General features: G+C 64.3%; 7 protein-coding genes and 1 pseudogene. 2 read left to right on the top strand and 6 right to left on the bottom strand.

The annotated features are described in order from the left end of the window. Window positions 1-336, top strand: a 336-nt coding sequence (locus tag A6A05_RS17515) for a hypothetical protein (protein WP_216635823.1), incomplete at its 5' end; no start/stop codon positions are given. Window positions 337-479: 143 nt separating this feature from the next. Here the strand turns inward: A6A05_RS17515 and A6A05_RS17510 are convergent. From A6A05_RS17510 to A6A05_RS17495, 4 genes are all read right to left on the bottom strand, one after another. Then, window positions 480-1,892: a glutamate synthase subunit beta gene (locus A6A05_RS17510; RefSeq protein WP_068504083.1), complete on the bottom strand. Its 1,413-nt coding sequence runs from the start codon at window positions 1,890-1,892 to the stop codon at window positions 480-482. A gap of 1 nt (window position 1,893) precedes the next feature. Continuing rightward, entirely contained in the window at window positions 1,894-6,513 is a 4,620-nt protein-coding gene (gene gltB, locus A6A05_RS17505; protein ID WP_068504081.1) for a glutamate synthase large subunit, read from the bottom strand. Window positions 6,514-6,925: 412 nt separating this feature from the next. Next, the gene (locus A6A05_RS17500) at window positions 6,926-8,518 is read right to left on the bottom strand and encodes a flagellar hook-basal body complex protein (protein ID WP_068504079.1); all 1,593 of its coding nucleotides are present in this window, start codon (window positions 8,516-8,518) and stop codon (window positions 6,926-6,928) included. A 222-nt stretch (window positions 8,519-8,740) separates the two neighbouring features. Then, on the bottom strand, window positions 8,741-9,871 hold the full coding sequence (locus A6A05_RS17495) for a type III PLP-dependent enzyme (RefSeq protein ID WP_068504077.1): 1,131 nt from the start codon (window positions 9,869-9,871) through the stop codon (window positions 8,741-8,743). A gap of 574 nt (window positions 9,872-10,445) precedes the next feature. Between A6A05_RS17495 and A6A05_RS17490 the strand changes: the two genes are divergently transcribed. Beyond that, complete coding sequence (locus A6A05_RS17490) at window positions 10,446-10,694, top strand: hypothetical protein (protein WP_245644353.1); 249 nt, start codon at window positions 10,446-10,448, stop codon at window positions 10,692-10,694. A 143-nt stretch (window positions 10,695-10,837) separates the two neighbouring features. Here the strand turns inward: A6A05_RS17490 and thiS are convergent. Together thiS and A6A05_RS17475 are read right to left on the bottom strand one after the other, a co-directional pair. Beyond that, window positions 10,838-11,820, bottom strand: a pseudogene (gene thiS, locus A6A05_RS17485) (sulfur carrier protein ThiS). A gap of 105 nt (window positions 11,821-11,925) precedes the next feature. Continuing rightward, window positions 11,926-12,636, bottom strand: a complete 711-nt coding sequence (locus tag A6A05_RS17475) for an AsmA family protein (RefSeq protein WP_245644352.1) — start codon at window positions 12,634-12,636, stop codon at window positions 11,926-11,928. Window positions 12,637-12,741: the final 105 nt, after the last annotated feature.

The raw sequence follows: 12,741 nt of genomic DNA, 5'->3' as shown, positions 1-12,741 counted from the left end.
TCCGTTACCGCGCGTCGCCAACAGTCAGGCAGCCTGATCAAAGCTGCCTGCACCTGCGGTTCTCACCGGATGCTTACGTTGCTGACGGCAGCGCTCAAGGTCCCGCGCACCCACGACCTTGATACGTTGGCTACACTGGCGGCCCCGTCCTATCCCGACTTGGCCGCAATGATGGAGGAAATCGCCCCGGCTTCCGTCTGGCTTGCACGGACACACTATCCCGACTTGACCGAGGGCGACGGAACGGCAAAGAGCGAAGTTATCGACATGCTTGCCTCCATCAAGGCATTCCGGCAGGCGGCGGCCCGCGCTCCGGTTCCAAGGACATCCGAATGACACCGGTTTCCCCGTGGGCTCTGCCCACCTGAGGCCCTTTGATCCCCTAAGGAATGGGGTCCAGGGACTAAGTCCCTGGCGGGTGCGAGGCGCAGAGCCCTGCAAAAACGGGGCGCCCAGGTTGCCCCGGACGCCCCTGTCCTTCAGCGCGGCAGGTCGCTGGTCCCCATCAGGAATTCGTCGACCGCGCGGGCGCATTGGCGGCCTTCGCGGATCGCCCACACCACCAGCGACTGACCACGGCGGATGTCGCCGGCGGCGAACACCTTGGGGTTCGAGGTCTGGTACTTGACCGTGTCGGCCTTGACGTTGCCGCGGCCGTCCTTGTCCAGCCCCAGCCCATCGACCAGTCCCTCATGGACCGGATGGACGAAGCCCATGGCCAGCAGGACCAGATCGGCCTCCAGGGTGAATTCGGTCCCCGGCACCGGCTGGAACTTGGCATCGACCTCGACGCATTTCAGATGGGTGACGTGGCCGTCCTTGCCGATGGCCTCCACCGTCGAGACCGACCAGCGGCGCTCGCAGCCCTCGTCGTGGCTGGTGGAACTGCGCAGCTTGTTGGGCCAGTGCGGCCAGGTGGCCAGCTTGTCTTCCTTTTCCGGCGGCCGGGGCATGATCTCGATCTGGGTGACCGAGGCAGCGCCCTGACGGTTCGAGGTGCCCACACAATCGGCACCGGTATCGCCGCCGCCGATCACCACCACCTTCTTGGCCTTAGCCAGGATGTCGGCGCCCTTGACCGGCTCGCCCGAAACGCGGCGGTTTTGCTGGGTCAGGAAATCCATGGCGAAATGGATGCCGCCCAACTGACGGCCGGGCACCGGCAGATCGCGCGGCTTTTCCGAGCCGCCCGACAACACCACGGCGTCATAGCCATGCAGTTCCGAGACCGGCACCGTCACGCCGACATGGGCGTTGGTGCGGAACTCGACCCCTTCGGCCTGCATCTGGGCGACGCGGCGCTCGATGATGGTCTTTTCCAGCTTGAAATCGGGGATGCCATAGCGCAGCAGGCCGCCCGGCTGGGCGTTCTTTTCGTACAGCACAACGCCGTGGCCGGCGCGCGCCAATTGCTGGGCGGCGGCCATGCCGGCCGGGCCGGCGCCGATCACCGCGACATTCTTGCCGGTGCGGGTCTTGGCCGGTTCGGGGACCACCAGACCGTCGGCGAAGGCCCGCTCGATCACCGCATGCTCGATGGTCTTGATGGCCACCGGGCTGTCTTCCAGGTTCAGGGTGCACGACGCCTCGCAGGGCGCGGGGCAGATGCGGCCGGTGAATTCCGGGAAGTTGTTGGTCGAATGCAGGACGGCGATGGCCTCGGCCCAGCGGTCGCGATAGACCAGATCGTTCCAGTCGGGGATGATGTTGTTGACCGGGCAGCCCTGATGGCAGAACGGGATGCCGCAATCCATGCAGCGCGCCCCCTGCTTCGACAGCTCCTCGGCGGCCAGCGGCTTGGTGAACTCGCGGTAATGCTTGACCCGTTCTTCCGGCTTTTCGTAGCCGGGGGTCTGGCGGGCGAATTCCTTGAATCCGGTTGCCTTTCCCATCTTAGCGGCCTCCCCCGACAACCTGCTTGGGCTCGTTGGCCTTCTGCATTTCCATCAGTGCCCGGCGATAATCCACCGGCATCACCTTGACGAACTTGGGCATGTAATATTCCCAGTTGAGCAGGATGTCGTGCGCCCGCTTCGATCCGGTGTGGCGCTGGTGATTGTGCAGCAGCGCCAGGATGCGGGTGGCGTCGTCCTTGGTCATGTCGCCCATCAACTCGACCAGGCCGTGGCTTTCCAGGTCGTTGGTCATGCCTTCGTGCTTGGCCATGGCGTCTTCCTCGGCGACCACCGGTTCCAGATCGACCATGGCCAGGTTGCAGCGGCGCTTGAAGTCGCCGGCCTCGTCCAGGACATAGGCGACGCCGCCCGACATGCCGGCGGCGAAGTTGCGGCCCGTGGGGCCGATCACCAGCACGCAGCCGCCGGTCATGTATTCGCAACCATGGTCGCCCACACCCTCGACCACCGCGATGGCGCCCGAGTTGCGCACGGCGAAACGCTCGCCGCCGACGCCGCGGAAATAGCACTCGCCCTCGATGGCGCCATACAGGACGGTGTTGCCGACGATGATGTTGTCTTCCGCCACCAGCTTGGAATTCTTCGGCGGATAGATGATCAGGCGGCCGCCCGACAGGCCCTTGCCGACATAATCGTTGCCCTCGCCTTCCAGCTCCATGGTCACGCCACGGGCGACGAAGGCGCCGAACGACTGGCCGGCGGTGCCGGTCAGGCGGACATGGATGGAATCGTCGGGAAGACCGGCATGGCCGTGCACCTTGGCCACCGCGCCGGACAGCATGGCGCCGGCCGAACGATCGACGTTCTTGATGGTGCGCACGATGCGGACCGGCTTACGGTCCTTGATGGCGGGCTGGGCCTCGGCGATCAGGGTGCGGTCCAGCACGGCATCGACGTCGTGTTCCTGGTTCTCGCAATGATGGACCGGCTGGCCCTTGGCGTCGACGACGTGGAACAGGCGTCCGAAATCCAGGCCCTTGGCCTTCCAATGATCGACGGCCTTCCTGGAATCCAGCAGATCAGCGCGGCCGATCATCTGTTCCAGCTTCCTGAAGCCCAGCGCGGCCATCAGCTGACGCACTTCCTCGGCGATGAAGAAGAAGTAGTTGATGACATGCTCGGGCTGGCCGTTGAAGCGCTTACGCAGTTCCGGGTCCTGGGTGGCGACGCCGACCGGGCAGGTGTTCAGATGGCACTTGCGCATCATGATGCAGCCCGCCGCGATCAACGGCGCGGTGGCGAAGCCGAATTCGTCGGCGCCCAGCAAAGCGCCGATGACGACGTCGCGGCCGGTGCGCAGCGCGCCGTCGACCTGGACGACGATGCGCTTACGCAGCCCATTCAGCACCAGGGTCTGGTGGGTTTCGGCCAGGCCGATTTCCCAGGGCGAGCCCGCATGCTTGATCGAGGTCAGCGGCGAGGCGCCGGTGCCGCCATCGAAGCCCGAGATGGTGACATGGTCGGCCTTGGCCTTGGACACGCCGGCGGCGACGGTGCCGACGCCGATTTCCGAGACCAGCTTGACCGAGATGCGGGCCTCGGGGTTGACGTTCTTCAGGTCGAAGATCAGCTGGGCCAGATCCTCGATCGAATAGATGTCGTGGTGCGGCGGCGGGCTGATCAGGCCGACGCCGGGCGTCGAGTGACGAACGCGGGCGATGTTCTGATCGACCTTGTGGCCGGGCAACTGGCCGCCCTCGCCGGGCTTGGCGCCCTGGGCCATCTTGATCTGGATATCGTCGGCATTGACCAGATATTCGGCGGTGACGCCGAAGCGGCCCGACGCCACCTGCTTGATGGCCGAGCGCATGGAATCGCCGTTGGCCATGGGCAGGAAGCGTTCGGCTTCCTCGCCGCCCTCGCCGGTATTGGACTTGCCGCCGATGCGGTTCATGGCAATGGCCAGCGTGGTGTGCGCCTCACGCGAGATCGAGCCGAAGCTCATGGCGCCGGTGACGAAGCGCTTGACGATCTCCTTGGCCGGCTCGACCTCGTCCAACGGGATGCCGTTGCCTTGCGGCTTGATCTCGAACAGGCCGCGCAGCGTCAGCAGACGGCGCGACTGGTCGTCGATCAGCGTCGAGAATTCCTTGAACTTGTCGAAGGAATTGGTGCGCACCGCATGCTGCATGGCGGCGATGGATTCCGAGGTCCAGGCATGGTCCTCGCCGCGGTTGCGCCAGGCATATTCACCGCCGACATCCAGCGCGTCGCGATAGACCGGGGCGTCGGAATAGGCCAGCTTGTGGCGGCGCACCGCCCCTTCGGCCACCTCGGCCAGGCCGACGCCGCCGACGCGGCTGCCGGTGCCGGCGAAATACTTGTCGACGAAGTCCTGGGCCAGGCCCAAGGCGTCGAAGATCTGGGCGCCGCAATAGGATTGATAGGTCGAGATGCCCATCTTGGCCATCACCTTCAAGATGGCCTTGTCCATGCCCTTGATGAAGCGCTTCTGCACTTCCTGGGACGACAGGGGCTCGGGCAGGGTCGGGCGCATCGATTCCAGCGTCTCGAACGCCAGATAGGGATTGATCGCCTCGGCGCCGTAACCGGCCAGGCAGCACATATGGTGCACCTCGCGGGCCTCGCCGGTCTCGATGACCAGGCCGACCTGGGTGCGCAGACCCTCGCGGATCAGGTGATGATGCACCGCCGACACCGCCAGCAGCGACGGCACCGGGATGCGGTCGGCACCGACCTTGCGATCCGACAGGACCAGGATGTTGAAGCCCTCGATCACCCGCGACTGCGCCTCGCGGCACAGGGCGTCGATGGCCTTTTCCATGCCGGCCGCGCCGGCGGTGGCCGGCCAGGTGATGTCGAGATCGATCGACTTGAAGCCGGCGCCGTCCACCTGTTCGATGCGGCGGATCTTTTCCAGGTCCTCGTTGGTCAGGATCGGCTGCTTGACCTCCAGGCGCTTGCCCTCGGCGCCGTGATGGACGCCCAAAAGGTTGGGGCGCGGGCCGATCAGGCTGACCAGGCTCATCACCGATTCCTCGCGGATCGAATCGATCGGCGGGTTGGTCACCTGGGCGAAGCATTGCTTGAAGTAGTTGAACAGCGGCTTGGGCCGGTCCGACAGCACCGCCAGCGGCGTGTCGGTGCCCATCGAGCCGATGGCTTCCTGGCCGGTCACCGCCATCGGCTGCATCAGGAACTTCAAATCTTCCTGGGTGTAGCCGAACACCTGCTGACGATCGAGCAAGGTGTCGGCGTCGAAGCCCTTGGGCTCGACGGGGATCGAGAGCTCTTCCAGGATCATCTGCGACTTGTTCAGCCACGCCTGGTACGGCTTGGCCGAGGCCAACTGCTCCTTGATCTCGGAATCGTCGATCAGGCGGCCGGCTTCCAGGTCGATCAGCAGCATCTTGCCCGGCTGCAGGCGCCACTTCTTGACGATCTTGTCCTCGGGGAAGGGCAGCACGCCCATTTCCGAGGCCAACAGGATCTTGTCGTCGTCGGTGATCAGATAACGGGCCGGGCGCAGACCGTTGCGGTCCAGCGTGGCGCCGATCATGCGGCCGTCGGTGAAGCACACGGCGGCCGGGCCGTCCCACGGCTCGAGCAATGCTGCGTGGTATTCGTAGAAGGCGCGGCGGCGGTCATCCATCAGCGGATTGCCCGACCACGCTTCCGGAATCAGCATCATCATGGCGTGCGGCAACGAATAGCCACCCAGCACCAGAAGCTCCAGCGCGTTGTCGAAGCAGGCGGTATCCGACTGGCCCTCGGCGATCAGCGGGAACAGCTTGGCCAGTTCCTCGCCCAGGACTTCGGAATTCATCGCGCCGCGCCGCGCGTTCATCCAGTTGACGTTGCCGCGCAGGGTGTTGATCTCGCCGTTATGGCAGACCATGCGGAACGGATGGGCCAGACGCCAGCTGGGGAAGGTGTTGGTCGAGAAACGCTGGTGCACCAGCGCCATCGCCGACACCATCCGCTTGTCGGACAGGTCCTTGTAATAGGTGCCGACCTGATCGGCCAGCAGCATGCCCTTGTAGACCAGGGTGCGGGTCGACAGCGAGGGGATGTAGAAATCCTTCTCGGCGCCATGCGGCACGCGGTTTTCCGCCTGCTTGCGGATGATGAACAGCCGGCGCTCGAAATCCTGCTGGTCGGTGACGCGCGCGCCCCGGCCGATGAACACCATGCGCACGAAGGGCTCGGTCGGCTTCACCGTCTCGCCCAGGCCGGTATTGTCGGTCGGCACATCGCGCCAGCCCAGCAGCACCTGGCCCTCGGTGACGATCAGGCGTTCGACCATCATCTCACAGGCGCGGCGCAAGGTGGGGTCCTGCGGCAAGAACACCGTGCCGGCGCCATAAAGGCCCAGATCCGGCAGGGTGATGCCGGCCCGCGCCGCTTCCGCGCGCAAGAAGGCGTCGGGCATCTGGATCAGGATGCCGGCGCCGTCGCCGGCCAGCGGATCAGCCCCCACCGCGCCGCGATGGGTCAGATTTTTCAGGATCTCCAGACCCTGCACGACGATATCGTGCGACTTGCGGTTCTTGATGTCGGCGATGAAGCCGACGCCGCAAGCGTCGTGTTCGTATCGCGGGTCGTAAAGTCCTTGGCTGTCGGGCAATCCGCTCATTTGACGCTCGGTTCCTCTCGCTCGCGAAGTCGTATCGCCTCGCTGGCGCTGTCTCATGGGGAATCCGGGCGGACCAGGGGTCAGCCCGGAGCAAAGCTGCTTACATACGGCATTCCGGCCCCGCCGCCAAGTGCGGCGAACACCCGATCGGAAAGGCCGTCCGTCTTAGCGCAAACGGCCCCGCGCGCCTACTCCCCCATAGGGGTAGGGCCGGAGCCACCCATCATTGAATCAGGGTCAGAGGCTGTTTGGAAACTTGTGGATCGAGGTTCTTTGTTCTCGTCATTCCGGGCGAAGCGCAGCGTAGACCCGGAATCCATGGTGGGAAACGGGACCGTGGACCCCGGCTCGCGCTCCGCTTGGCCGGGGTGACGGCACATAATTTCACCAACCAGTATTTTCAAACCGGCTCTCAAGCCTTGAGGTCGCGAGCCACCGTCGTCATCTCGTCGGCGGTGCGAAACACCGTCGCGTTGGTGGAATAGGCCTTCTGGGTCATGATCATCTTGGTGAACTCGTCCTCGATATCGACCGTCGAATTCTCGATCGACGAGGTGGCGAAGCGCGGCTCGCCGACGGCGTCCTCGATCATGCTGACGGTAATGTCGCCGGCTTCCGAGGTGCGTTTGAACAGCGTGCCGGAAATCGCTTCCAGATTGTTTTCCGAAATGAACTGGGCAATCGGAATCTTGAACAGGGACTTGGTTTCACCATTGGTGAAATAGCCCTTGAAGGTGCCGTCCTCGGTAAAGTACGACCGCAGCATGTCGCCGTCGGCATAGCCGTCCTGGGTGACGTTGACGACGTTCAACCCACCGTTCAGCTGGGTCATCTTGGACATGTCAACATTCACCGACGCGGTGGTGGTGGTGCTGTTGCGGGTCCAACTGAGATCGGCAGTCACATCGCCGCCATCGACGACGTTTCCATAGGAATCAAAGGTGATGGTGGCCGCCGTCGGCGTGGTGCCGGTGGTGGCATATTGGCCAGATGATGGGTGGATGTACCACATGCTGGTGGCGGTGCCGGTCGGCGCGGTCAGGAAGGTGGCTTTCTCGTAGCCGAAGATCGCCACCTGGGACATGCCATCCTCGTCGAAAATCTCGACCGAGATCTTCTCGAGGTCGATGCTCGGCTTGGAATCCGACAGATTGACGTTCTCGGTGGAACTGGCGGTGGCCGCACCGTAGGCGGCGTCGTCCCAATCGATGGTGGCGGTCTGGGTCAGGGTGGTCGGACTGGAGATATTGCCCCAGCCGTCCATGGTCACGGTGACTGGCCCCAGGCTGGCGGTACCGACGGCGGCCGGCACACTGGCCGTCACCGTCCAGGTGACGCCGTCGACCCTCTGCCAGTTGACCGACAGGGTCTGCGAGGCACCCAGGGGATCGGTGATGGTCGAGGTGGTGGTGACCGAATTGGCGGTCTGCTGCGCCTCGCTGGGCAGGTTGGCCTGGATGGTGCCGGTGGTGGTGGCCTTGCCCAGCATGGTGGTCTGCGGCATGGAATAGACCGGCTCCAGCTGCCCTTCCTGGATCAGGCCATCGTCGTCGGCCATGTAGCCCAACACGTAATGGCCCGAACCGCTGGTGAAATAGCGTTCGTCGTTGGGGCCGACCTTGAAGCGGAAGGCGCCGTCACGGGTGTAGAGAACACTTTCGGGGTTGTCCACCGACGCCGTCGATGGCGCACTGCCGTCATCGGAGGGCGCGACCATGAAGAAGCCGGTACCGTTGATGGCCATGTCGGTGCCGGTCGAGGACGGAGTCACCACGCCCTGGACACCGATATGGGTGCGGTCGGCGGTCTGCACGCCGAACACGTTCAGACGGCCGGAAAACGCGCTGGGGCTGGCGTGCGATTCCGACATCACCGTCTTGAACAGCGTTTCCTTGCGCTTGTAGCCGTTGGTGTTGACGTTGGCGATGTTCTGGCTGATGGACCCCATGTCCCAGCTCATCGCCATCATCGCCGAACACGAATTATTGAATGCACCCCATAGCATCGCGAGCCTCCTTGCGCCCGGCGGAACAAACTTTTCCGCGAAACGCGCTGCAGGCAGCGTGCCAATTGAATTATGATTGTTTTTCAGTGTGTTGACGGCCCATCACCTGGGCCGAAACTGCCGGGTCGGCAGGGCTGGCCCGGCAATTCCTGCCGGGCCGCCTTGATTTTTAAGCCCGAGCGGCGACTGAGCCCGCCCGGCACGGGCGCGCCCCAGGCAGAATCAGATGAAATAGGCCTTCAGGGGCGCGAAGCCGTTGAAGTTGACCGCCGAATACGAGGTGGTGTAGGCGCCGGTCGACAGGATGCGGACCTTGTCGCCGACCTTCAGGGTCACCGGCATCTTGTAGCCGGCCTTCTCGTACAAAATGTCGGCGGAATCGCAGGTCGGGCCGGCCAGGATGACCGGAGCGGCCTCGTCGCCGTCCTTCTCGGTCTGGATGCGGTACTTGATGGCCTCGTCCATGGTCTCGGCCAGGCCGCCGAACTTGCCGATATCCAGATAGACCCAGCGGACTTCCTCGTCATAGGACTTCTTCGAGATCAGCACCACTTCGGCTTCCAGGATGCCGGCATCGCCGACCAGCGAACGGCCGGGCTCGATGATCATCGCCGGCAGGTCGTTGCCGAAATGGTTGGTCATGGCATGCATCACCGCGTCGGCATAACGCTCGACCGCCGGCACGTCCGATCGGTACTGGGCCGGGAAACCGCCGCCCAGATTGATCATGCGCAGGTCGATGCCGGCCTCGTTCAGCGCGGTGAACAGCATGGCGGCCTTGCCCACCGCGATGTCCCACTGGGAAAGGTCGGTCTGCTGCGAACCCACATGGAACGACACGCCGTAAGGGTCGAGACCCAGCTCGCGGGCACGGACCAGCAGGTCGCGGGCCATGTCGACCTCGCAGCCGAACTTGCGAGACAGCGGCCATTCGGCACCGTCGCAGGTCATCAGGATGCGGCAGAACACCTTCGAGCCCGGGGCCAGTTCGGCCAGCTTCTCGAGCTCGCACTCGGAATCGAACGCATAGAGGCGGACGCCCTTGCCATAGGCATAGGCGATGTCGGAATTCTTCTTGATGGTGTTGCCGAACGAGATCTGTTCGGCCGAAACGCCGTTTTCCAGGCACAGATCGACCTCCCCGCGCGACGCGACATCGAAGCTCGAGCCCAGGCCGGCCAGCATGCGCACGATTTCCGGCGCCGGGTTGGCCTTGACGGCGTAATAGACGGTGGCCAAGGGCAGCCAATGGCGCAGGCCCAGGTAATTGTCGCGGACCACGTCCAGGTCGACGATGACGCAGGGCGAGGCGGGACGGACTTCATCGAGGAAACGGGCAATCTTCGCAGTCATCGCGATATCTTTCCGGTACGGCCGGGCCTATGGCCCGAAAGAAACCTGCGCCGTGGCGCCACATGAAGGCGCCAGGACGTCGAAACCAACGGTATTTTGGGAAACCGTCAGATCCGCCGGATCGGACTTCGAACATCGCTCCACAGCAAGGCCCAGGCCTGCCGCGGACGCTGTCCATACGGGAATGCGGAAAAGGTCACCGACAGCGACTGCCGAGCCACCACGTTCATAGCTACTTCCTCCAAGCACCGGGGGTTTTTCACCCCGCTTGCACCCAGAAGACGCCTTGGACGTCGTTACTTACACCCCACCTTGGGGCCAGAGGCACGTGCGCTGTACGTCTCACCTGAAACCGCTATATACGCGGTTTTCGGCGGATGAAAAGTGAAACTTTGCCCACGCCCGTCATTTTTTTGAAACTTTCAGGCATTGTTGCTTTTATTCAATGCCTTAGCGACAGGGCCGGCCAGCCTCACCCCCCAGGTATGGTACGGTCTTTGGCGAGGTTCGCGCCATTAGAAGGGGGTTCCCGCGGCGGGCCAAAATGGCCTAGCCTGCCGCCATGGACCTGATCGTGACGCTGCACAAAGACGCGCCGGCCAAGCCGGCCCAGGGCCAGCCCTGCAATGGCTGCGGCCTGTGCTGCGCGGTGACCACCTGCCCGCTGGGGCGGTTACGCTTCTGGCGGATGAACGGCCCCTGCCCGGCCCTGACCTGGGACGACAAGGCCACACGCTATGTCTGCCGGCTGGCCACCAACCGGCTGACACGACGCTGGATCGGGGCCGGCATCGGCTGCGATTGTTCGCTGCCGGCCGGTTAGAGCAGCGCGCCTTTTATCTGAGGCGCGCTGCTCCTGCGCCCATTGCGGGCGCGGCCAAGGGCGCGGACGCGCCCGCTAAGGCAGAGGGGCAATCAAAAGTTAGACCATCGTGCCTCATAATTGAGGCTCGATGGTCTAAGCCGTCAGATCAGGCCGGCCAGCGGCGAGCTGGGATCGGCATACATCTTCTTGGGCATGCGGCCCGACAGATAGGCCAATCGGCCGGCTTCCACCGCCAGCTTCATCGCCAGGGCCATGCGGATCGGGTCCTTGGCCGCGGCGATGGCGGTGTTCATCAGCACGCCGTCGCAGCCCAGCTCCATCGCTTCGGCCGCGTCCGACGCCGTGCCGACGCCGGCATCGACCAGCACCGGCACCGACACCGATTCCTTGATCAGGCGGATGTTGATGGGATTCATGATCCCCAGCCCCGACCCGATCAGCGAGCCCAGCGGCATGATCGCCACGCAGCCCATGTCTTCCAGCTTCTTGGCCTGGATCGGATCGTCGGAACAATAGACCATCACCTTGAAGCCGTCCTTGATCAGCGCCTCGGCGGCGGCCAGGGTTTCCGGCATGTTGGGGTAAAGGGTCTTCTGGTCGCCCAGCACTTCCAGCTTCACCAGATCCCAGCCGCCGGCCTCGCGCGCCAGGCGCAGGGTGCGCACCGCGTCGTCGGCGGTGAAGCAGCCGGCGGTGTTGGGCAGATAGGTGTATTTCTTCGGGCTGACGTAATCGACCAGCATCGGCTGGCTGGGGTCGGACAGATTGACCCGACGCACCGCCACCGTGACGATCTCGGCGCCCGAGGCCTCGATGGCCTTGGCGGTTTCCTCGAAATCCTTGTACTTGCCGGTGCCGACCAGCAGGCGCGACGAGAATTTGCGCCCGCCCACCTCGAAGAAATCGTCGTTCGCCACGTCTAACATCCTCCGCCAATGAAATGCACGACTTCCAGCCGGTCGCCGTCGCCGACCGCGACGTCGGCATAGGTCGATTTCGGCACGATTTCCAGGTTGCGCTCGACCGCGACCTTGCGCGGGTCGATGCCCAGGTCGGTCAACAGGGCCTCGACGCTCATGGATTCGGCGAAGGTCTTTTCCTCGCCGTTGATCATCACCTTCATGCTACGCCCCGGGCTGGTCACGCGGAAAGGCGGCAGTATGTCACAGCCGCGAGTCGCGGCAGTATGTCACAGCCGCCCCCCGCGGCAACCCCCCAACGCGAAGGGTTACTTCCCCATGATCCCCTTCAGCGCGCCGCCGGCATCGCCGGGCACCGCGCCCTTCAAGACTTCCCCGACATTGCCGATCCCCATGGACTGGCCGGCCTTCAGCGCCGACTTGGTGATGGCGTCCAGCACCTGTGCAGCGATTTCGGCGCCGGTGGCGCCGCCCGACTTCTTGCCGATGCCGGTCAGCACGATGTCCGCCAGGTTGGCCGAGCCCTTGACCCCGGGCATGGCGGTGGCCAGCGTCACCGTGCCGCCGGTGATGGCCATGCGGTCGATCACCAGCTTCTTTTCCTCACCCTTGGCGGCCGGCTTGTCCTGGGCCTTCTGGGCGCCGCCGCCGGTCTTGGCGGCAACGTTCTTCTGGATGACGTCGATATTGCTGCCGGTGCCGGCCATCTCGTAGGTCACCTGCGGCTTGGCCACCGTCACGTCCTTGATGATGATCGGGTTGCCGGTCACCGAGCCGGTGTCGATGGCGACCGAAATCTGGCCCAGGGCGAAGGCGGTCGGCGCGGTGAAGCCGGGCGGATTGGCCACGGTCAGGCCGGAAATGCTGGCCTTGCCTTCGGACAGCGAAATCTTGACGTCGCCGACCGAGACCTTGACCCCGGCCACCTCGGAGCCCGCACTCTCGATGGCCTTCTTGACCAGGCTGTCGAGGTTCGAGAACAAAAACGTCACCGCGCCGACGACGACGACCACCACCACGGCGACCACCGCACCGCCGACAATCAGTAGGCTCTATTCGTGAATCGTATTGACGGTCACGCCCCCATGGCGGCGGCGAGGCAATATCGCGCGGTCGGGTCCGGA

It is taken from the genome of Magnetospirillum moscoviense (assembly GCF_001650635.1).
In the GTDB taxonomy this organism is placed as follows: Bacteria; Pseudomonadota; Alphaproteobacteria; order Rhodospirillales; family Magnetospirillaceae; genus Magnetospirillum; species Magnetospirillum moscoviense.
The sequence above is the reverse complement of the archived record's forward strand: the minus strand, read 5'-3'. Positions and strand labels throughout refer to the sequence as shown.

Bases quoted from the DNA above. Each gene is read 5' to 3' on its own strand.
- A6A05_RS17510 (WP_068504083.1), bottom strand. From the start codon at position 1,892: ATGGGAAAGGCAACCGGATTCAAGGAATTCGCCCGCCAGACCCCCGGC.
- gltB (WP_068504081.1), bottom strand. From the start codon at position 6,513: ATGAGCGGATTGCCCGACAGCCAAGGACTTTACGACCCGCGATACGAA.
- A6A05_RS17500 (WP_068504079.1), bottom strand. From the start codon at position 8,518: ATGCTATGGGGTGCATTCAATAATTCGTGTTCGGCGATGATGGCGATG.
- A6A05_RS17495 (WP_068504077.1), bottom strand. From the start codon at position 9,871: ATGACTGCGAAGATTGCCCGTTTCCTCGATGAAGTCCGTCCCGCCTCG.